The sequence below is a fragment of the Tamlana carrageenivorans genome, from assembly GCF_002893765.1.
GTDB classification, from domain to species: Bacteria; Bacteroidota; Bacteroidia; order Flavobacteriales; family Flavobacteriaceae; genus Pseudotamlana; species Pseudotamlana carrageenivorans.
The window spans coordinates 1,960,299-1,983,298 of sequence record NZ_CP025938.1 but is presented as its reverse complement, the minus strand read 5'-3'; the positions used below and the strand labels follow the sequence as shown (position 1 = coordinate 1,983,298).

Sequence of the window (23,000 nt, the reverse complement as noted above, 5' to 3'; positions counted from 1 at the left end):
TATATCTTTATTTAATTATAAATTAATTTAACTAACATAAACTCCCTTATTCGTATATGAAATTACCAACCTTCCAGAAGTTAACAACCAAACTCATGGTATTGGGTTGTCTTGGACTTAGTTCGCTTGTAACTGCTCAGGACTTACCAATTGAAAAAATTAAATCTCAAATTGAAGCTTACAAAAAAGATGTTAGAGGGCCATACCACCGCATAAAATGGTATTGCGACGATGGCACGATGCGCGAACCTAAAGATCCTTGTCCAGATAATATTGGAGGTATTCAACATGCCAGCCTTAAAACTGAAGTTGAAAAACTAGGCAACGATCATCATATATATTTTTCCAATATTCTTGCTCAAAATGAAAACGAAGCCTTTTGGGATGAAGCACACAACAATAGCCGATTAAAGCAATACCAACTTGTAAAATTTTTGCAGAATGCAGATGACGGTTGGATTTACAGACGCGGACAATTTTATCGCGGGGCTATGCAATCGGAAGACGAACAGAATTGGGGCTTGGAGTTTTACGAATGGTTATTAAAAAGCAACCAACGCACCAAAGGACATTTCTTATTATTAAAGCAGTCTTTAACAGATATTCCGCATTCAGGAGACACCAATTTGGCTCAAAAAATGCGTAGCGAATCAAAAGTTCTAGGTAACGAGGTACCTTCGTTTATGAAGCTTAGAATTAAAATTCATGGGAATCCAGAAAAAAGAGATATCGCTTCAGTAAAAGACTATGTATCTAAACACAGTTCGACACTTTCTGCAAACCAAAAAAAGGAGTTCAATACGTTGATAAACACCATGGAGGATTACTACAAACCTCTTGATATCAAGGACATTAAAAACCTAACAAATAAACTTTCTTCAACACATAAATCTAAAATTACGGAGTTATTGAATGCTTACAGCGAAAACGCTTCTGCTAAAGATCAAATTTCTGCATTAGGCTCTGTATTGATGTATATTAGAAAACACTTTGATGCATTAAGTTCAGCCAAAGACAAACTTTATGCCTTAGATATTTCTAATAAAATTGAAAAAACAGTTTTCCAAACTTCACAAGAATGGCAACCAAGCCACCTAAGTGACATGCTTGAAAAAATAGATTACTTAAGCTACATCGCCGCTGCAACTGGACTTATTGAACCTTGGGAATACGACAAAGCCAATCACAATTTAACGTTATACAAAGACAAAAACCACTTAACCATCGCCGAGTTAAATGATGTTTTAGGAACCTCTAGAAGTATTGTAGAATGGAGTGCTGGTATGGTAAAAGCTGTTTATAGTGAAACTGTTGAAACTTACTCGCAGTTTGAGCCTAAAGCTTATGGTTTTATTGATGATAGAATTCGTTCTTCTATAGCCTTAGATTTAGGAAATAGCGTGGCTATTTTAGGTAAATATATCTCTGAAAAATCATCCATTAAAAATGAAGTGATTGGTGTTTCTAAACCTGCTACCATTAGAGGATTAAACCCTGGTTATGCTTATGGTGAATTGGTAGTGGTAGAAGGATCTATTGAAAACATCGACTTTTCTAAAGATAAAATTTATGTATTTAACAGACCGCCTTCAGGCTTAAAACCTGTAGCTGGTATCATGACAGTTTCTGAAGGCAACTTGGTTTCACACGTACAGTTACTTGCAAGAAACCTAGGGGTTCCTAATGCAGCACTTTCGCAGGGTAACCTAGATGATTTAGCTAAATACAATGGTAAAAAAGTATTCTATGCTGTTTCTACAAAAGGGAATGTGCTTTTAAAAACGGAAAAACAAATGACTTCCGAAGAAAAAGCCCTTTTCAGTAAAGTGGAGCGCAGCACTAATAAAATTACAGTTCCTGTAAATCGCATTCAACTAGATCAAACCGATATTTTAAATATGCGCGAGGTGGATGCTTCCGATTCAGGAAAACTTTGCGGACCAAAAGCAGCTAATTTATCACAATTAAAACACATGTTTCCTGATCACGTTGTTGAAGGTTTTGTAATTCCTTTTGGAATTTTCAGAAAACATCTTGACAACCCTATGAAGGGACAAAATATGACCTATTGGGAATATTTAAAACAAACGTATCAAGAATGTGAAAACATGAAAAAGGCTAATAAAACTGAAAATGAAGTGGAAGCTTATCAGTTTAGTCGCCTAAGTGTTTTAAGAACAGCTATTATTAACATGGATTTAAACCGTGATTTTATTGCCCAGTTACGTGAGCATTTCAAAAAAGCCTTCAACAAGCCTATTGGAGAAACTCCTGTTTTTTTACGAAGTGACACCAACATGGAAGACTTAAAAGAGTTTACCGGTGCTGGACTCAACTTAACCTTATTTAATGTCCTTTCTGAAAAGAACATTATTGATGGCATTAAACAAGTTTGGGCATCACCATATATGGAAAGAAGCTTAAAATGGCGTCAAAAATATTTACTTAACCCAGAATATGTTTTCCCTTCAATTCTTGTTATCCCAGGTGTAAACGTAGATTATTCTGGCGTAGTAGTAACAACTGGAATTAATGCTGGTGGTAAAGATGATTTAACCATAGCCTTTAGTAAAGGTGCTGGTGGTGCTGTAGATGGGCAATCGGCAGAAACAAGAATGGTTGCCAGTCATTCGAACCAATTATTATCCCCTTCAAGGGAACCAAGTTTTTTAAGCTTACCAAAAACAGGCGGTACCAAACGTGAATACACCACATTTGAAGCGCCTATCTTATCTGAGAAAAACATGCAGTCTGTAAGAGACATGGTGGCTCAGGTTCGTGAAAAAATGCCTGAACAAACTGGCTCGGACTATAGAGGTCCGTACGATATGGAAATGGGATTCAAAGATGATAAACTTTGGTTATTTCAAATACGACCATTTGTTGAGAATAAAAAAGCATCTAGTTCTGAATACCTAAAATCAATTACACCAAAAATTGATTACAAACAACACATTGATCTCAATTCAAAAATTTAACACCATGCAAAAACTTTTATTTTTAGGCCTTGGCGTATCTCTTGGTTTTTTAAGCCTAATTTACCCAATTGACGGTTACGAATCGACAGGAATAGCCCGATTACTCTATGTGCAAAAAGCCGTAAACAGTGAAAAAGGCTATAGCCGAATTCCTAAAGGAGCGCTTTTAAAACTTGAAGATATTAAACTCAATTTGGTATCCTGTAACGGCGAGTCTGCAGAAGATATGCTTGTTGAAGATAAGGCGTTTTCGAATGAAATAAAAAAAGTGATTCCTCACGGTAATTACTCCCTTACCGCTTTAGACATGACAGATCCGAGCAATCTTAAATACGCCGCATACAACGAGAACCGTGGCTATCAGCCAGGAAGTGTGGGCAAACTTGTTGTTTTAAATGCATTCTTTTCAGAATTAAAAAAATTATATCCAGACTCATGGGATAAAAGAACCGCTTTGATGCGTGATAAACGTGTGGCTTCGGGAATTTTTGGAACTGGAGACCACCATACCATTCCGGTTTATGATATTGAAAAAGACCATCAGGTAAAACGTAAAGTAGTTGCTAGTGATGTATTTTCATTATACGAATGGCTAGATCACATGGTTTCTGTAAGTAATAACGGCGCGGCTACGGTAGTTTTTAGAGAGGTAATGCTTATGAATCATTTTGGAAAAGACTACCCCAAACTTACCGATGAAGAAGCTTTAAACTACTTTAAAGAAAACCGTCATGACACACTCACAAACCGCGCTCACCGTGTAATAAACCAACCTTTAAGAGACATTGGGATCTCTGAAAACGAATGGCGATTAGGAGGTATGTTTACACACGCATCGGCAAAATATGTAGGCCGCAAAGACGGCAGCAGTGCTACACCTAAAGGACTAATGAAATTTTTAGTCCTATTAGAACAAGGTAACATCCACGACAAGGAAAGTAGTTTAGAAATGAAACGCCTTATTTACCTTACCGATAGACGTATTAGATATGCGCAATCACCAAGATTAAAGGATGCCGCTGTTTATTTTAAATCCGGAAGTTTTTATAAATGTGATCGTGTAAAAAACCCAAGTTGTGGCGACTACCAAGGGAATGTTTTTAACTATATGAATTCTGTAATTATAGTAGAACATCCTAATGGCAAAAAGTATATGGTTTGTTTAATGACCAATGTTTTAAATAAAAATTCGGCTTGGGAACACCTTAATTTAGCTAATAAAATTGACGAGATTATAAACCCTGAGGTTTAATCTCGCCATAGCCTGTTTTACAAGATTAGTAGAGATTGCAAACTAAAACCTTCGATGCTCATACTAACAGAAAAATATAATAAAAAACCAAGTTATCAGCCTTGAGTTATAACTTAAGTTAGATTAAGACTTATTGGCTTCTAAAATCTGCAACGCCTTAGAACAAATAACGTCATCTTTATGATGGGTTAATTGTTTTAAGGCGTTTTTAAATGGCTTAATATCATCTAGATGAACCACCAAATTTAACACCGCCTTTTTCACGTCAATGGTACCATCCTTTAATAGCTTATTGATACAGTTTGTAGCACTTCCTAGGGCTTCTGTTACCTCAGCAAGAGCATTGATTTCTTGTTCTTGTATAAAATGATACTCTATTATGGGCATTAAATCAGACTTCAAACCAATGCTTAGTAAGTTGTCTAAAAATTCAATAGAATTCACTTTAACACTTTCCGATTCATCTCTTAAACCGAAATAAGCGATTTCCATATCGTCTTCACTTAGTACTAAAGCTAGCACTTCGAAAACCACATTCATACTACAGTCTAATTCCAGACGTAATAAGCCAATTAGCTGTTCTAGACTAATTTCTAATTCGGCATTATTAGGATCTGACACTAAAGTAGACTCCTGAAGTATATTTACAATAGCCAAATGTTCTAGGTAATACCCACACTCACTAAGTACCGTTTGAGTAACACGCTCTTTATCTATTTTAATACCCCCCTCTTTAAAATGCAAATCAACCATAGTTTTAGCTGCTTCATGTCTAATAAATGGATCACTAGAAAGCGCTAATCGCATTAAAACTTTTAAAGAGTCTTGTGTTCTAATAGAAGCAATAGCTTTAGGAAAATGCTTTCTTATATTAATATCGAAAGAATTATATACATCGTGTTCTATTATATATTTAGGCACATCATTTCCAAAGTTTTTTAATGCGGTAACTACAGCCGGCCTAATGGCATCAATTTTCAATAAATCTAAAAGAGTTCCTATAAAAGGTTTATACAGTGATACCCCAGCTCCCTTAACAGCATGCTTCAACAAATAATAGTTATCCGACTTTAAATAGTCAGTAATAAAATCAAAAAACTTGGGGTTACGAGCATAACCTAAGGTGACTAAAAATCCGGCAATTTCTTCTTGACTATGTTCTATATCAGGATTTTTAATGGCGATAATTCGTTTATCAATACGTTCAAACAAATTATAATTTTTAACCAATTTCTTATTGTCAATCGCTAATTCCGCCAAACATAATAAAGCAGCATCTGCTATATATGGTTTCTTATGATCCAAATATTTCTTGAACAGCTTATCTTCATCAATATGGTTATGCAACAAAAGGTATTCCACGGCTTCATAAACCACCTCGGCATCATCGTTAGTTTCAATAAGTTGAGCTACTTTATCCGCGGCAGCGCCATGTTTAAAGAAATAAATTTCTTTTATAGCTGCAGCTTTCACTTCATTGGAAGGATGATCTAGGAGCTTCACGATATGAGGCTTATGCACATCGACAATGGTATCGCCTAGGCTTTCTAACAAGGAAATGATTTCTTGATCGGTACCTTTATTTAGGATTTTTATAACCGACGCATGAAGCGATTTTTTAGTGCTTCGCAAACCATCTATGTCATGACTCCCTATGGCGCTTAAAATATTCTTTTTGAAGGTATCGAAATAAGCTCCTTTTAGTTGATAGATCAAAATGATCCAAACAAACAAAAAGAATAAAATAATGACAGTGATGTAATGCGAATGCAAATCTAATTTCTTTACAATAAAAATAAGTAAGCAACCTGCTATACCCGTAGCGATACTATCAACCACCACATCAATAAACGATTTTGCTTGTTTTTTGTCTTCATAAGGAATTGGCATAATAGAAAGCTCGACAGCAGCCTTATTAATAGACTGTTTAAAACTACCATCCATACCTTTTAGTAGGATAAGTACCCATAATTCAGGAAAGATCAAGAATAACAAACAACCTGCTGCTATCCCCAAGGGTAGTAACAACAAATTAGAGGTAACCCCTAGCCACGCTAAAAGTCGGTTGGTTAAAAACAGTTGAATAACCAAAGACAACACATTAAACGTAGAGAACCAAAAGCCGAAAAACGACGCTAACTCATCAGGGTCTGATATTTTTATTTGAGCAAAATCACTAAACTGATAATCGACCAATTTAGCCATGATTACCGATACACCAACTGTTAAAGCCAAATAGGTTAAATGTTTTGAGCTTGAAATAAGTTTTAATGCAGAATGGTGTTTTTTTGGTGTCGGTTTTTGAGTTTTACCTGTTTCTGTATCGGTAGTATTATGCAATCTATGGTTCCATACCCACATGATGATAGGAATACAAAACAACAACAATATGGAAGCTAACAGAATGACATAAATACTCCCAAAAGTTTGAGATAAAATGGTTGTTAAATACCCACCAACAATACCACCAATAATAGCTCCTGCTCCAATTAAACCAAACAAGCGTTTAGCCTCCCTAGCGTTATATATCATGTTGGCGATAATCCAAAATTGAGAGGTTACCACCACACCAAAAATAGCCACACTCAAATAATATGCATATAGAATAAAATCGTTACTTAAATTATTATATAAGATATAGGCTAGTAAAAAAAAGCATAAACTAAAACTGACTAAAGAGACTATGGCGATTTTTTTTATGCTAAAAAACTGTAAAGATTTATCATAAAAAAAGGCCGTTATAACCGCGGTAAAGGCCACTAAAAGATAGGCTTTAGGTAATTCTTCGGCACCTAAACGGGATAAAAATAAGGCATTTATTGTAGGCTTAACCAAAAGCAGCACTGTAATCACTAGAAAGATATACAGCTGCATGAACATGGATATCTTAAATTCACCTTCTCGAATATGAAAGGTTTTCTGAAACAGTCTTTTTACCATGTTATGCTAGTTTATTTTGAACAATTTAAGGTTTTCGAATTTTTTAAAACTTTTTCTACAGGCTTAACTAAATTTCTAACAATTTTTTCCCCTCTAGGATCTTCTATTAAAGCCACTAAAATATACCTTCTTTCAGGCCCCCATACGAGCACTGAATCGGAATGATAATTTTTCCATGATCCCGATTTACGATATAGTTTAGCATTAGGTGCAATATCTCTAAGGGTATACACAAATTTATGCCCCAACTCTGGATCTTTTAATATTTCTAACATTTCGGCAGAACGCTCAAAGCTTATAAGTTTACCAAAAACCAGGTGGTAATAAAAATTTGCTGCTTGATAAGAAGTCGCTGCATGACTTAGCCCTTTAATAGGATCTGGATAGCGCTTTCCTGCTGCTGCATACCGTTTTCCTACCCATAATCCGCCTCCTGTCCCTGGATCATATAAAGAGTTTCCCGCTTTACGTAATACCGCTTCAATCTTTTTATAACCTACCAAATCGATCATTCTGGTTGATGCAGCGTTATTAGACTTGGCAATCATAAGTTTTAAATCTTTACGGATTTCTGGAGTGTCTTTAACCTCTCCTTTATCGATAGCGTCAATAACCGCATATAAAACAGCAATTTTAGGCAAACTGGCGGCATACATCATGTTATTTCCATTAACTCCAGCATATTTTATGTCATGTTGACTTAAATCGACCACAGCAATAGACATTTTCTTATTGGCTATAAGTGATTTCCATTTACTATTTTTGGATAACTCTGCTTTTAAATTCTTCTCAAGAGCCTTACATTTGTTGGTGTTTAATTCTGTAACTTCAGCTTTATGGATGGGTAGGGTGTTTTGCGACCATGCTATCGTAACAACCGCGAAAAACAGGATAGATAAAACAAATTTAGATTTTAAAGTTTTCATACCAATAGGTATTTAATTAAACTATTAGCGCATCATACAATTTTTGTATCTGCACCCGTTACTAACAAATATAAAACAAAATACACCTCGAAAGGCTTTTTCGCAGTCACAAAACAAGTAGATTTAAGTTTTTCTTGAATCACAAAAGCATGAAATCGCAAAACCAAGAAACAATTAAAAAGATTATTTTATGATTAATCAAATAGAAAAAACAACCGAATATTTAATAGAAAAAGGCTTTGACAAACCAGAAATTGGCATTATTCTGGGCACAGGATTAGGCCAATTGATTAATGAAATTGACATTATTAAAGAAATAAGTTATAACCACATACCCTATTTCCCAACTGCAACGGTAGAGTTTCACAAAGGAAAATTAATTTTCGGAATGCTCGAAGGCAAAAAAGTGGTGGTTATGCAAGGACGTTTTCATTTGTATGAAGGCTATACTTTACAAGACGTAACCTATCCGGTTCGTATTATGGAAAAACTAGGCATTCATACCCTTTTAGTATCAAATGCTGCTGGAGCGATAAACTTAAACTTCAAAAAGGGAGACATTATGCTTATTGAAGACCACATCAATTTACAAGGCAGTTCACCTCTTGCTTTTAATGGGGTAGAAAAAATGGGCGAACGTTTTGTTGATATGAGCGCTCCTTATAATGCAGAAATAAACACCAAATTTAAAAATATCGCTAAGGCTCACAACATTAATCTACACCAAGGTGTTTATTCGAGTGTTGTTGGTCCGCAATTAGAAACGCGCGCCGAATACCGTATGCTAAAAATTATTGGTGCCGATGCCGTTGGAATGAGTACGGTTCCAGAAATAATTGTTGCCAATCATTTAAAATTAAAAGTAGCTGCCGTGTCAGTTTTAACCGATGAATGCGACCCAGACCACTTAGAACCTGTAAATATTGAAGACATTATTGCCATGGCACATAAAGCCGAACCAGATATGATCACCCTATTTAAGGAGCTAATAAAGAGTCTTTAGGATCTCGTTGAGTGTTGACCTTTGACTGTTGAGTGTTGAGTGTTGACCTTTGACTATTGACCTCTGACTGTTGATTATTGACTATTGATTATTAACAAGTTCAAACCAACAACTAAAAACAACAACGAAAAAATGAGTTATTTAGAAACCACCCACAACGTCTACAAAGAAGCCGCATTAACTCCAGATGTTGGTTTATGCTGTACTACAAACCCTATTTGGGAATTACCAGGATTAAAAATCCCTAAAATCATGCAGGAGATGAATTATGGTTGTGGTTCTACTGTGCATGCTCGCGATTTAACCAACAACCCAAAAATGCTTTATGTTGGTGTTGGAGGCGGTATGGAACTATTACAATTTGCCTATTTTAATCGTCAGAAAAACGGCGTTATTGGTATTGATGTTGTCGATGAAATGCTTGAAGCATCTAGAAAAAACTTTAAAGAAGCTGAAGCGCAAAATCCTTGGTTTAAAAGTGAATTTGTAGACCTTAAAAAAGGGGACGCCATGAATCTTCCGGTAGAAGATAACAGCATAGACGTTGCCGCACAAAACTGTTTGTTTAATATTTTTAAAGCTGAAGATTTAAAGCAAGCCATTGCCGAAATGTACCGCGTTTTAAAACCACATGGACGTTTGGTTATGAGTGATCCTACTTGTGAACAACCTATGAATGAAGCGTTAAGAAACGATGAAAGGTTACGAGCGTTATGCTTAAGCGGAAGTTTACCTATTGCTGAATATGTAAAAGCATTAACAGATGCTGGCTTTGGCACCATTGAAATTCGCGCTAGAAAACCTTACCGAATTCTCGATCCTAAAAATTATCCGACTAACGAATTAATTTATATCGAATCCATTGAAGTAGCCGCTATAAAAGACCCTATGCCAGAAGATGGACCATGTGTTTTTACGGGTAAAGCCGCTATTTACTATGGTGAATCCGATTATTTTGATGATAAAAAAGGTCATGTTTTACTTAAAAATCAGCCTTTAGCCATTTGCGATAAAACGGCTGCCGCTCTAGAAAGTTTAAACAGAGATGATATTTTTATTAGTCCGTCGACTTTTCATTATGATGGTGGCGGGTGTTGCTAATTCCTGCGAAAGCAGGAATCTCATAAATTGAAATGAAAAACACCATCGGAAGTACTAGGCAAACTATTTTTAAAAGCGTTTTTTGAATTAAAACAAGGTTTACTAAGTTTTTACAACCTCAACAACAATCAAAAATATCCCCGACCACGCGGGAACTGGGATGGAAAAATACATTAACATCATAAAAAAAGCCTATTCAGGATACTGGAATTACCTTAAACACGAGGTGCAATTCCCGCCTCATTGGGATAATTATTTTTATGGTTTAATCATCATTTCATTAATCGTTTGGGGTTTGGAAATGCTGTTTCCTTGGCGTAAAAATCAATCGATTTTCAGGAAAGATTTTTGGTTGGATACGTTTTATATGTTCTTCAATTTTTTTCTATTAAATCTTATTATTTTAATAGCCTTATCCAATACGGCAGCCGAACTATTTAACGATCTTTTGGGCACTTTGGGACTTTCCCTCTCCAGTTTTCAAATTTTCGATGTTAACCAATTACCAACCTGGTTAGGCTTATTAATATTCTTTCTGGTTTCCGATTTTATTCAATGGAATACCCATCGCCTACTACACCGCGTCCCATGGCTATGGAATTTTCATAAAGTACATCATTCGGTGAAAGAAATGGGCTTTGCGGCACATTTACGCTACCACTGGATGGAGCCCATTGTATATAAATCGTTGCTTTATATTCCATTGGCTCTTATAGGGAACTACAGCTCCAAAGATGTTGCTTTTGTATATTTTTTCAGTATTGTTATTGGACACTTAAATCACGCCAATCTGGGCTGGGATTATGGTGTTTTAAAATACATTTTGAACAACCCTAAAATGCACATTTGGCATCATGCGAAATCCTTACCAAAACATTTAAAATATGGTATGAACTACGGCCTCACCTTAAGCATTTGGGACTATCTTTTTAAAACGAAGTACTTACCACATAGTGGAAAAGACATTGAACTGGGTTTTGAAGGTGATGAAAATTTCCCAAAAAACTTCATCAATCAGGAGCTTTACATAAGCGATGCTTCAGCACAAAAAACAAAAAAATAAGCGTATGAAATGGTTCATTTTTTGGATTTGTTTAGTATCGACAATGGCTTGTTTTTCTTTACAAACCCCAGATATAACTTCCAAAACAAACACGGTTTCAACCGAAAATCGAAAGTATTTTAATCATCGTTTATGGCATGATTTACTTCAAAAACATGTATCAAACCAAGGTAAGGTGAATTATAAAGGCTTTATAAAGGATGAAAAAAAATTACAAGATTACATCAACCAGCTTGGTAAAAATACACCTCAGTCGGAATGGAGTCGCGAAGAAAAACTAGCCTACTGGATAAACGCTTACAATGCTTTGACCATAGATCTTATTATTAGAAACTACCCTATTGAAAGCATTAAAGACATTAAACATCCGTGGAAACAAAAACTATGGACGCTTGGTGGAGATACTTACAACCTTCATGATATTGAACATAAAATCTTAATAAAAATGGACGAGCCACGCATACATTTCGCGATTGTGTGTGCCGCAGTATCGTGTCCGAAACTACAAAATAGCGCTTTTATAGCTTCCAAATTAAAGCTTCAGCTAAATCAAGCGGCTACAGATTTCCTAAATGATTCAACAAAGAATAGCATTTCAGAAAACGACTTAGAACTTTCAAAAATATTCCAGTGGTTTACAAACGATTTCAAGCAAAACGGCACGTTAATCGATTTTATAAACCAATATACAACTGTACCCATTTCCGCGAAAGCGAAAATTCAATATAAAAGCTATATTTGGAAACTCAATGAGTAAACAAATTTCGATTATAATTCCGGCTTTAAATGAAGCGCCTTTTATCCAGAAGCTACTAAAACTGCTTTTAGATAACGCTTCCGCGGAAAACATTGCTGAAATTATAGTGGTTGATGGTGGCAGTACCGATGAAACTCCTAAGTTAGTTTCGGCATTAACTCATAAAAAAATACGCTTACTAAACTCTGAAAAAGGCCGTGCCAAGCAGATGAATTATGGAGCCAAACAGGCCACGGGCGATATTCTTTACTTCCTTCACGCCGATTCTTTTCCGCCTAAAAACTTCGACGAACTTATTATTAATGAAGTAGAAAAAGGCCATGCCGCAGGTTGTTTTAGAATGAAATTTGACAGCAACCATTGGTGGTTACAATTAGCAGGTTGGCTCACCCAATTTAACTGGCGCGCTTGTCGTGGTGGCGACCAAAGTCAGTTTATTACCAAATCCCTTTTTGATGAGATTGGTGGCTATGATGAAAATTATATCATTTACGAAGACAATATCTTGATTAATGAACTCTTTGCTCGAAAGCAGTTTGTAGTGATTAATAAACCCTTAAAAACATCGGCCCGTTGCTATAATAAACACGGTGTTTGGAAACTTCAATATTTATATTGGTCCATTTATGTAAAAAAGTGGTTTGGCGCTTCTGCCCAAGATTTACACAACTATTATAAAAAACATGTAAATATTAAAATATAATAAATTTCCTTAATAAAAAATTAAATGTTACAAAGGTGTGTGTTATTCGTTATACATTTATAAAAACGAACTTCATGAAACACCTTTATATTTTAATTTTTATAACCCCTTTTTTTCTGCAAGCCCAAGAAGCCATACAAGCTAAAATATTAGATTCGGTTTCAAAAAAACCCATTCCATACGCCACGATTTCTGTAAACGAAAAAGCGGGTGTTATTAGTAATGAAAACGGCGATTTTTTACTGTATTTAACTAAAAAACCATCAAAAACCGATTCCTTAAAAATCAGGTCTCTTGGTTATGAAACGAAACAGTATTTGATTGAAGATTTTCAAGATACCATCATTCTATTAAGTGAAAAATCCATCGAACTCGAAGAAGTATTGGTGTCTAATAAAAATTACTCTGCCGAGGAAATCATTGAAAAAATAAACGAAAACTTAGAAAGTAATTACAACCACAACCCTATTAAAAGCAGACTTTTTTATCGAGCTTCTAACTTTAATCATATTTTAAAAAACGACGTCGAGATTAAAAAATCAAGCATTCCCGAACTCAACCAACAATTTGTAGACAGCGTATTATCAGACTTACCTAAAAATGCCGATGATTACACCGAAATCTTAGCCGATATTTATGGTAAATCGGGGATTAAAAGCGAGCAGAAATTAGACATTATTAAAGCCTCCCATTTATACGACAAAAGCAATGAGGTTACTTTTGAGGCTTACGAAGAAAAGTTTAATAACATTTTAAAAAAACATATAAAACGCGATTCTTACTTTAAAATAAAATATGGCTTTTTTGGAACTAAGAGTGATATGGACACAACCTTTTTTGATACCATTGACAACGACCAAGTCGCCAAAACAGATGCCTTGCTAGAAGCAGAAAAGAAAAAAGAAAAAGAGCGTAAAGAATACTTTTTAAAATATAGAAAATCTGCCATATCCAACTTACAGCGCGAAAGCTTTATTTTTGAAGACAGCGATTTTAACTTTCTTAGCAAATCCAACCGTTACGAATTTAAACTAGAAGATTACAGCTTTTTAAACGACAATTTCGTTTATAAAATACGTTTTAATCCCAAACGCAGCGAAGATTACAAAGGTGTTATTTATGTAAACGTTGACGATTTTGCCATTGTACGCTTAGATTATGAAAATGTAAAACCTTTGAAAAAATTTAATTTACTAGGCATTTCATACAGGCATTACCTTAAAAAAGGCACCATTATTTACGCCAAAAACAACGAAGGCACTTACGATTTAAAATACGCCGATAGCGAAGATGGCTCCACATTCGAGATCGAGCGTCCGTTAAAAATCATTGAAAAAAATAAAAACACAAAAGGCAGAAGAAAGCAAAATGAATTGTCTACCGATGTGCATTTTGAGGTCTCAAATATCGAAAAAAGTGAGTTAATTATTTTTGATAACGATGCACTCACAACTGCAGATTTTGATGCCTTTACCGAAAAACCTAAAGTAAAACCGGTGTACTTACCTGCTTACGACCCTGAGTTCTGGAAAGGTTATAATGTTATTGAACCTAACCAAGCCATTAAGGATTTTAAGAGTATAGAGTAAGTCTAACTCTTGTTTCTTCCCGGTTCGTCTGGATATAAATCGGGTAAGTTATCACTTTGATAAAACGCCTTAGTATCGATATTTAAAGCCGTTACTTTACCTTTAAAAGCGGCCCCTGTATCAATATTCCAAACATTCAGTACATTCATAGGAACATCAACACCGAAATTTGTAGTAGGCGTGTGACCGATATAAATCTCTTTGTAAAGTTTTAATCGTTTAGGAAAAATGGAATCGTCTTCAGGAATATCGGTCTTCATGGTAAGTGCCATTTCCCAAAGGGTACGATCTAGGTAAAAGTATTCTGGATTAATTTCGGCTTCTACACCTTTAACAGAGGTAAATCCAGCATGAAGAAACAAGCGGTTTTCATCATCTAAATGATACAAAGGCATGTTTTCAAAAAAGTTTAAGTGAATCTGTTTCTCTTCATCTGAAAACCCTTCGTAGCTTTCCATGGTTTCTTTACCACCGTGCATGTACCAAACCGGATTCACCTCTCCAGAACGCAACCAGGCTTCAGTCCAAACATCATGATTTCCTTTTATACATACACATGTTACTTTTTCGGAAAGTTCGACTAAAAGCTGAATAACTTGAGCGGCTTCACTCCAACCATCAACATAATCGCCAACAAAAATAAGTTTATCTTCATCTTTAACCTCAACTTTATTTAACACCTGGGTTAAGGCTCTTAATCCGCCGTGAATATCTCCAATAGCAATGGTACGCTTCATGTTTATCTGTTTTCAGCAAAACTAACAGTTTCTTTTTAAAATATTAAATGCAAAGGTCAAGGAAATATTATAATTCCCGTCCTAAGTAAAAAGCATAACGCTTCATTTTTTTCACTGATGAAGAAACGAACCAAAAAAATGTGGTTTATCAATTTAAACCAGTTCTAAATTGAAGTCCACTTTTAAGTTATTACCTTTATCTACGACCCATAAATCAACTTTAGCATACTAGAGTAGGCTTTAAAAGTTTCAAAACACAAAAAACAAGCATTTTTTATCCATGGAAGAACATGTTGTAATTATAGGAAATGGCATAGCAGGCGTTACGGCGGCTAGGCATATTCGTAAATTTTCTAATAAGAAGATTACCATCATTTCTTCGGAAACCGAGTATTTTTTCTCCAGAACCGCATTAATGTACATTTATATGGGCCACATGACTTTTAAGCATACACAGCCCTATGAAAATTGGTTTTGGGAGAAAAACCGCATAGCATTAAAAAAGGCTTTTGTTGAAAAGGTTGAAAGCGACACAAAAACGCTGTATTTTGAAAATGGCGAAACTCTAAATTACGACAAACTCATTATAGCCACCGGAAGCAAGCCCAATAAATTTGGTTGGCCAGGACAAGACCTGGAAGGCGTTATGGGACTGTACCACAAACAAGATTTAGACCTTTTAGAAAAATATGCTCCCGATAATCAATCCTGTAAAAGGGCCGTTATTGTTGGAGGCGGTTTAATAGGCATTGAGCTTGCCGAAATGCTAAATTCGCGAAACATCCCGGTTACTTTTTTAGTGCGAGAACAAAGTTTCTGGAACGGTATTTTACCACAGGGCGAAAGTGACATGATTAATCGTCACATTAAAAATCACCATATCGATTTACGGCTTGGCACAAACTTAAAGGAAATTGTTTCTGATGAAAATGGCCAGGTTAAATCGGTCATTATTGAAGAAACGGGCGAAGAAATCCCTTGTAACGTCGTTGGACTTACCGCTGGTGTTTCACCGAATATCAATTTTGTTAAAGATTCTGATATTGAAACCAACAAAGGCATTAAAGTGAATCGTTTTTTAGAAACCAATATTCCTGATATTTATGCTATTGGCGATTGTGCCGAACAAATAGAACCTGTAGGCCAACGCCCTCCAGTTGAAGCGGTTTGGTACACAGGGCGTATGATGGGTGAAGCTTTAGCCCAAACCATTTGCGGTAATCGTATGGCTTACAATCCCGGACATTGGTTTAACTCAGCCAAATTTCTAGATATTGAATATCAAACTTATGGTTGGGTTCATGGTAAAAAAGGCAAACCAGATTACGAAAAGCATTTCCACTGGAAACATGACGATGACACCAAATGCATCACGGTAGCTTATCATGAAAATACCAATCAATTTTTAGGCATCAATACTTTTGGTATTCGTATGCGACACGAAACCTTTGACAAATGGCTCACCGAAAAGCGAGATGTTCATTTTGTTATTAATCACTTAGCTGAAGCCAATTTCGACCCCGAATTTTATAAAACCTACGAAGGTGACATTCTTTCAGCTTATAACCAGACCTTGCAAACAGTATAAAATCCCTACATGAACGACAAACAACACCATAGCATTTCGTTAACACCTTCTGAAACGTTCAGCCTTTCTACAAAGGAAAAAATCGCCGTATTTATAGGCGTTGTTGGACTGTTCATTTTAGCACTAGCGCTTTTTAATACCGATTTTCCTTATAAAACGTTGGGTTTAAGTCTGTCGTTGGGTTTAATCACTGCAGGCACCCTACTTTTTTCACACAGTTTATACACCACCAAATTAGAAGGTATAAAAAATGATCGTGTTTGGTTTAAATCTTTAACCTCTCGTGGTGTAACTGCTTGGATTTTAGGCATCGTGTTAACCGGATTTTATTTGGTGTTGTATTTTTTTCCGCAGTATTTAGGACAAGGAAGTTCGGGAGAAGCTAATACCGGACTCATAGCCCTTTTCGATCCTTTAAGCTTTCTGTTAAGCGGTCGACCAGCGAGTCAATGGTTTGTTTATGGCACCCTTTACACACTCGCTATTTTAATATTCGGATATAAGTTTATTTTAAAATACCGTCATAATCGGTATCAACAACTGCGTACGGTTTCTGTGATGTTTTTTCAGTTGGGCTTCGCCTTTTTAATTCCTGAATTTATGGCCCGATTAAACGAAAGCCCAGAATACAACTTACCTTACTATGATATAAAAAGTATGTGGCCGCTTAACTATTATTTATTTGACCGCTGGTCGGTAAACGGCTTTATAAATTCAGGAAACCTTGGGCTAGCACTTTTAATTTTTGGTATACTTTCCATATTTATCATTTCGCCTTTTCTTACTTATAAATATGGAAAACGTTGGTACTGCTCATGGGTTTGTGGTTGCGGCGGATTAGCAGAAACTGCTGGAGATCCCTTCAGACAATTAAGCAGTAAAAAATTATCGGCTTGGAAATTGGAACGCTGGTTAATTCATGTTGTTTTAGTTTTTTCTGTAATTATGACAACAGCTGTTATTTACAGTTATTTAGGTCATGACTCCACAAAATATTGGCTAACCAAATCTACGTTCCTATTAGGAGTTGGCGGCTTATTAACCCTTGTATTTGCCCTAACTTTGATTTTTAAGCGCCATGAATTGGGTAAAGACGCTAATTATGGAGCATTAGGCTTCTTTGTTATTATCGCTGCGCTGTTTATCATGCATTACACAGGTACGAGTGAACGTCTGTTCTTTGTAAAATCTAGCGTCCTACGCTCTGCCTACGGCTTGTATATTGGATCTATTTTTTCGGGGGTCATTGGTACGGGCTTCTACCCTATTCTAGGAAACCGTGTTTGGTGCCGATTTGGTTGCCCGATGGCGGCTGTATTAGGATTTCAGCAACGGATGTTCTCAAAATTTAGAATTACCACCAATGGCGGACAATGTATATCCTGCGGAAATTGCTCCACCTATTGTGAGATGGGTATTGATGTACGTGCCTATGCCCAAAAAGGCGAAAACATTGTACGTTCAAGTTGTGTGGGCTGCGGTATTTGCGCTGCTGTTTGTCCGAGAGGTGTTTTAAAACTTGAAAACGACAGCATGAAGGAACGTATCAATTCTAATGATGTTTTACTCGGGAATGATGTGGATTTGATGGATTATGTGAATAGTAAGTCATTCTAGTTGGTTGTTATACTCGTGATTTTTGCAACACAACTATTATTACACGGAAACACACTGAGATACACAAAGACACACAGAGGAGTTACTCCTTAAATATCTCTGTGAAATCTCTGCGAAAACTCTGTGATTCTCTGTATTAAACCTATTATTACACGAAGTTGCTCGGAGATACACAGGGACACACAGAGAAGCTTCTTCTTAAATATCTCTGTGAAAACTCTATGAATCTCTGTTTTAAAACTATTATTACACGGAGAAACACAGAGACTCACAAAGGCACACTGAGTAATGCCTCCCTAAATTACCCTGTGAATCTCTAAAAAAAACCGCTATAAACCTATGCACCACGTAAAAAATCCTACACAAAAATCAACTAGAATTTAGGAATTTAACAAATAATTAAATTAAAAAATTACCTTTGCGGCAAACTTAACCCAAAACCCAAATCACAACCCTGCAAATGACTCATATTAAAGTCATTATTCCTGCGTACAATGAAGCTGACTCTATCGGCCTTGTTGTGAATGCTATTCCATCTTTAGTTGATGAAATTATTGTGGTAAGCAATAACTCTACAGATAATACTGAAATTAATGCAAAAAAGGCTGGAGCCACGGTATTAACAGAATCCAACAAAGGTTATGGATATGCCTGTTTAAAGGGCATGCAGTACATTGCAGAACAGCCTAGCAAACCAGATATTATAGTTTTTTTAGATGGCGACTACAGTGATTTCCCCGAAGAATTAGTTAAAATTGTAGCACCAATTATTAATGACAATATTGATTTTGTTATTGGTGCACGCGATAAAAAGCTTAGAGAAAAAGGCGCTATGACCACACCTCAAATTTTTGGAAACTGGCTAGCCACATCACTAATGCGCTTATTTTTCAATGCCAAATTCACCGACTTAGGTCCGTTTAGAGCTATTAAGTACGATAAACTACTGGCGCTCAACATGGAAGACAAAACCTATGGCTGGACGGTAGAAATGCAACTTAAAGCATTGAAGTACGATTTTTCATATACAGAAGTCCCTCTAAATTACAGAAATAGAATTGGCGTTTCAAAGGTGTCTGGTACGATAAAAGGTGCTATATTTGCAGGCGCAAAAATTCTTGGTTGGATTTTTAAATACAGTATAAAAAAATGATTTTAGAAACCTCAATAATAGTTATTTATAGCATTTCGTTACTGCTTATTTTCATGTATGCATTAGCTCAGCTAAATTTACTTTTTAATTATTTATCATCTAAGAAAAAAGAAGACACCTCGCCTTTACTTGATTTATCAAATCCAGATGAAGTGCCTTTCATTACCATACAACTACCGGTTTACAACGAAATGTATGTGATGGAGCGCTTACTTGACAATATTGTGGAACTTGAATACCCTAAAAATAAACTTGAAATTCAGGTTTTAGACGATTCTACCGACGAAACCGTAATTAGCACCAGAAAGCAAATTGAGAGGCTTCATGCCACGGGTATTGACATCACTCACATTACGCGAACCGACAGAAAAGGATTTAAAGCTGGAGCCCTAAAAGAAGGCTTAGAAATAGCTAAGGGTGAGATTATTGCCATTTTTGATTCTGATTTCCTTCCTAAAAAAGACTGGTTAAAACGTACCGTGCCTTACTTTAAAGATGAAGCCATAGGTGTTGTACAAACGCGATGGGGACACATCAATAGAAATTACTCCATTTTAACTAAAATACAAGCCTTTGCTTTAGACGCCCATTTTACTCTAGAACAAGTAGGACGAAATAGTAAAGGACATTTTATCAACTTTAACGGTACCGCTGGATTATGGCGTAAAACCTGTATTATTGATGCTGGAAACTGGGAAGGTGATACGCTTACCGAAGATTTAGATTTAAGTTACCGTGCACAGTTAAAACACTGGAAATTTAAATATTTAGAAGACGTTGAAACGCCTGCAGAATTGCCTATAGTGATTAGTGCAGCACGTTCGCAGCAGTTTAGATGGAATAAAGGTGGCGCTGAAAACTTTAGAAAAATGTTAGGTCGCGTTATTAAAAACTCTGAAATTTCGGCTAAAACTAAAGTACATGGCTTACTACATTTACTTAATAGCACCATGTTTTTAAACGTGCTTATTGTTGGGATTTTAAGTATTCCTATGCTATACATTAAAAACGAATATGCCCACTTAAGACCTTACTTTTATGTGATGAGTTTCTTTGTGATGAGTACCATCATCTTTTTTATATGCTATTGGTTTATGTATAAAAACACTTATGGCAGTGGCTTTAAGAACTTTATACGCTATATTGGTATGTTTTTCGTCTTTTTCTCAATAGCTATGGGCTTTTCATTACATAACTCCATTGCCGTTTTAGAAGGGCATATTGGAAAAAAATCGGAATTTGTACGTACCCCTAAATTCAACATAAGTAAGTATAAGGATAGTTGGAAAAGCAATAAGTATCTTGCCAAAAATCTTTCTATAAACGTGATTTTTGAAGGTTTATTAATGCTTTATTTCGCTTTTGGCATGTACAGTGCGTTTGTGGTAGGTAATCAAGGCGGTGATTTCGGATTATTCCCTTTCCACACGATGCTTTTTGTAGGTTTTGGCTATGTCTTCTTTAAATCTTTACGATCTAAAGTTTAGTGGGTGGTTGATTTTGTCAACTTGTTAGCTTTTACCTCTTTATCATATACATCAAAAAATGTACGATTATGATAATTACCAGATTTAATCAACCGGTGGAAATAAGGAATAAGCTTTTCTTGATACAGGGTATCTTTCAACAAATCGTTACCTTTTTCATCAAAAGCCATAAACGAGGCATACAACGTTTCTATAGTTTCTTCTCCTAATGCAGCGATGGTATAGCGCGTGGCATCATCTTCAAAAAGCTTTAAATCCTTCCAAAGCAACAAATCTCCTCTTTCATAATCATAAAAAATCATTTGATCCCACTTCCCAAACTTATCAAACATCACTTTTTGACTATAAAAAGCCGTGTGGTGAACGCGATAAAAACGAACCTCAGTATAGGATAAGGTGTCACCATTTTTTAGATACTCGAACTTATCTATTTTTATACTTTTTCTAGTTTTGCTTATTCCCTTTTCATTACCATGTTCTGAAGACTTACATGACCACATACTAACCACAACTACTAAAAAAAGAATAACTTTTAACAACCTCATATTTATCATAATTACGTTTCCCTTGTGAAGGTAATTAACTAACTTTAATCTACCAAAGTCCGTTTAACAGGAAAACCATCCAATTAAGCATATATTTATCACATGCCTTTAACGACGAACATTTTTAAAACCTACAAAATACCGATACTTTTAACTGTAACTACATTGATATTTTACTGGGCTTTTGCTTATCGTCTCATACGTACCGATTACATCAAACTCATTTCGCTTTATACTGCACTTTTCTTTCTGTTTTATAAGCTGATGCAGATACTGAGGCATAACGAAAATGCCTTAACCTATTTGGCCTTCGGATGTAGAGCCGTTTTTATTTTGGCACTCCCTAATTTATCACAAGATTTCTATCGTTTTATTTGGGATGGCCGATTGATTTTAGAAGGCTACAATCCGTATCTTAATACGGTAGATTTTTTTATGAAGCAGGCCGAATTCCCCATTACTGAAGCTTTAGAGCTTCGCAAAGGCATGGGCGAATTGAATGCTAGCCATTTTTCGAATTACCCACCTTTAAACCAACTGTGCTTTGCCATAGCAGCACTTTTTTCAAGCAAAAGTATTTTAGGTTCTGTTGTGGTGTTACGCCTCATTATTATTGCTGCAGATTTAGGAACCCTTTACTTCGGAAAAAAAATATTACTTAAATTACAAAAACCCACCTATCTTATATTTTGGTATGTATTAAATCCGTTTATCATCATCGAACTTACTGGAAATTTACACTTTGAAGGGGTAATGATTTTCTTTTTAATTTGGAGTTTATACTTGCTATTAAATCAAAAATGGATGTGTGCCGCAGTGGTGTTTTCATTATCCATTTCAGTGAAATTAATGCCACTACTTTTTCTGCCTTTATTTTTTCAATGGTTTTTAAAAGGTAATTTTGAAAAGAAACACCATACTCTAGAATCTTCCAATAACCCAGAAAACCAGAGAACTTCAAGAAGTAAAAACATAGTAAAACTGCTGTGTTTTTATAGTATAATAGGTCTATGTACCATTTTATTATTCCTGCCTTTTTATAATAGTCAATTTATCAGTAATTACGCGACTACCGTGGCACTGTGGTTTCAAAAATTTGAATTCAACGCCAGTTTATATTATATCGCTAGAACGATCGGCTACACGTGCCGAGGTTATAATGAAATTGCTTTTATAGGAAAAGCTATAGCGATACTTGTTTTTGCAGTTGTTATGGGCATGGCTTTGTTCAGAAAAAACAAAACTTCAGTGCAACTTATTACTGCCATGCTTTTTGCGCTTTCCTTTTATTATTTCACAGCCACTACTGTGCACCCTTGGTATGTCGCCACATTACTTATACTCTCGGTTTTCACAAAATACAAATTCCCTTTGGTATGGAGTTTTGTTATTATTTTAAGCTATTTGGCTTATGTAAACGTAAATCAATCTGACAAATCGGAGAACTTATGGGTTATTTCCTTAGAATACCTTGTAGTGTACAGTGTTTTTATTTGGGAAGTTTTCCTGAAGACAAACAAAAAGCCCGCCATATGATGGGCGAGCTTTCTTCTTAACTAAT

17 protein-coding genes are annotated in these 23,000 nt (G+C 35.7%); 13 read left to right on the top strand and 4 right to left on the bottom strand.

Translation table 11 applies throughout. From position 1 onward, the window contains the following. The first annotated feature begins 56 nt into the window (after positions 1 to 56). Both C1A40_RS08750 and C1A40_RS08745 read left to right on the top strand, forming a co-directional pair. Positions 57 to 2,978 (top strand): PEP/pyruvate-binding domain-containing protein, encoded by a 2,922-nt coding sequence (locus tag C1A40_RS08750; RefSeq protein WP_241910516.1) that lies wholly within the window; start codon positions 57 to 59, stop codon positions 2,976 to 2,978. 4 nt (positions 2,979 to 2,982) lie between these two features. Next, positions 2,983 to 4,230, top strand: coding sequence for a serine hydrolase (locus C1A40_RS08745; protein ID WP_102997178.1), 1,248 nt, complete (start codon positions 2,983 to 2,985; stop codon positions 4,228 to 4,230). 123 nt (positions 4,231 to 4,353) lie between these two features. On the opposite strand, the gene C1A40_RS08740 is transcribed toward C1A40_RS08745, so the two are convergent. Together C1A40_RS08740 and C1A40_RS08735 are read right to left on the bottom strand one after the other, a co-directional pair. Further along, positions 4,354 to 7,170 (bottom strand): Npt1/Npt2 family nucleotide transporter, encoded by a 2,817-nt coding sequence (locus tag C1A40_RS08740; RefSeq protein ID WP_102995570.1) that lies wholly within the window; start codon positions 7,168 to 7,170, stop codon positions 4,354 to 4,356. Between the two features lie 11 nt (positions 7,171 to 7,181). Then, positions 7,182 to 8,096 carry a serine hydrolase gene (locus tag C1A40_RS08735; RefSeq protein ID WP_102995569.1) on the bottom strand — a complete coding sequence of 305 codons (915 nt, stop codon included), beginning with the start codon at positions 8,094 to 8,096 and terminating at the stop codon, positions 7,182 to 7,184. Between the two features lie 190 nt (positions 8,097 to 8,286). Here C1A40_RS08735 and C1A40_RS08730 point away from each other — a divergent pair, with 190 nt between their 5' ends. From C1A40_RS08730 to C1A40_RS08705, 6 genes are all read left to right on the top strand, one after another. Further along, a complete protein-coding gene (locus C1A40_RS08730; RefSeq protein ID WP_102995568.1) occupies positions 8,287 to 9,099 on the top strand; it encodes a purine-nucleoside phosphorylase in 813 nt (270 codons plus the stop codon). A 132-nt stretch (positions 9,100 to 9,231) separates the two neighbouring features. Next, a complete protein-coding gene (arsM, locus tag C1A40_RS08725; RefSeq protein WP_102997177.1) occupies positions 9,232 to 10,200 on the top strand; it encodes an arsenosugar biosynthesis arsenite methyltransferase ArsM in 969 nt (322 codons plus the stop codon). A gap of 160 nt (positions 10,201 to 10,360) precedes the next feature. Then, positions 10,361 to 11,263, top strand: a complete 903-nt coding sequence (locus C1A40_RS08720) for a sterol desaturase family protein (RefSeq protein WP_102995567.1) — start codon at positions 10,361 to 10,363, stop codon at positions 11,261 to 11,263. 4 nt (positions 11,264 to 11,267) lie between these two features. Then, a complete protein-coding gene (locus C1A40_RS08715; RefSeq protein WP_241910515.1) occupies positions 11,268 to 12,020 on the top strand; it encodes a DUF547 domain-containing protein in 753 nt (250 codons plus the stop codon). Next, the gene (locus C1A40_RS08710; protein ID WP_102995565.1) at positions 12,013 to 12,723 is read left to right on the top strand and encodes a TIGR04283 family arsenosugar biosynthesis glycosyltransferase; all 711 of its coding nucleotides are present in this window, start codon (positions 12,013 to 12,015) and stop codon (positions 12,721 to 12,723) included. The genes C1A40_RS08715 and C1A40_RS08710 overlap by 8 nt, the downstream gene beginning before the upstream one ends. A gap of 74 nt (positions 12,724 to 12,797) precedes the next feature. After that, positions 12,798 to 14,312 carry a carboxypeptidase-like regulatory domain-containing protein gene (locus C1A40_RS08705; protein ID WP_102995564.1) on the top strand — a complete coding sequence of 505 codons (1,515 nt, stop codon included), beginning with the start codon at positions 12,798 to 12,800 and terminating at the stop codon, positions 14,310 to 14,312. A gap of 2 nt (positions 14,313 to 14,314) precedes the next feature. Here the strand turns inward: C1A40_RS08705 and C1A40_RS08700 are convergent, their stop codons facing one another. Next, positions 14,315 to 15,049: a metallophosphoesterase family protein gene (locus tag C1A40_RS08700; protein ID WP_102995563.1), complete on the bottom strand. Its 735-nt coding sequence runs from the start codon at positions 15,047 to 15,049 to the stop codon at positions 14,315 to 14,317. Between the two features lie 280 nt (positions 15,050 to 15,329). Between C1A40_RS08700 and C1A40_RS08695 the strand changes: the two genes are divergently transcribed. The 4 genes from C1A40_RS08695 to C1A40_RS08680 all read left to right on the top strand — a co-directional run bounded on the left by C1A40_RS08695 (position 15,330) and on the right by C1A40_RS08680 (position 20,894). After that, positions 15,330 to 16,637, top strand: a complete 1,308-nt coding sequence (locus C1A40_RS08695) for an NAD(P)/FAD-dependent oxidoreductase (RefSeq protein WP_102995562.1) — start codon at positions 15,330 to 15,332, stop codon at positions 16,635 to 16,637. A gap of 9 nt (positions 16,638 to 16,646) precedes the next feature. Next, positions 16,647 to 18,254, top strand: coding sequence for a 4Fe-4S binding protein (locus tag C1A40_RS08690; protein ID WP_102995561.1), 1,608 nt, complete (start codon positions 16,647 to 16,649; stop codon positions 18,252 to 18,254). 460 nt (positions 18,255 to 18,714) lie between these two features. Further along, complete coding sequence (locus C1A40_RS08685) at positions 18,715 to 19,407, top strand: glycosyltransferase family 2 protein (protein ID WP_102995560.1); 693 nt, start codon at positions 18,715 to 18,717, stop codon at positions 19,405 to 19,407. Then, a complete protein-coding gene (locus C1A40_RS08680) occupies positions 19,404 to 20,894 on the top strand; it encodes a cellulose synthase family protein (RefSeq protein WP_102995559.1) in 1,491 nt (496 codons plus the stop codon). Before C1A40_RS08685 ends, C1A40_RS08680 begins: the two co-directional genes overlap by 4 nt. Here C1A40_RS08680 and C1A40_RS08675 read toward each other — a convergent pair. Next, positions 20,891 to 21,439: a hypothetical protein gene (locus C1A40_RS08675; protein WP_158651326.1), complete on the bottom strand. Its 549-nt coding sequence runs from the start codon at positions 21,437 to 21,439 to the stop codon at positions 20,891 to 20,893. The genes C1A40_RS08680 and C1A40_RS08675 overlap by 4 nt on opposite strands. Positions 21,440 to 21,541: 102 nt before the next feature. Here C1A40_RS08675 and C1A40_RS08670 point away from each other — a divergent pair, with 102 nt between their 5' ends. Then, positions 21,542 to 22,975: an MptA/MptB family glycosyltransferase gene (locus C1A40_RS08670; protein ID WP_102995557.1), complete on the top strand. Its 1,434-nt coding sequence runs from the start codon at positions 21,542 to 21,544 to the stop codon at positions 22,973 to 22,975. Positions 22,976 to 23,000: the final 25 nt, after the last annotated feature.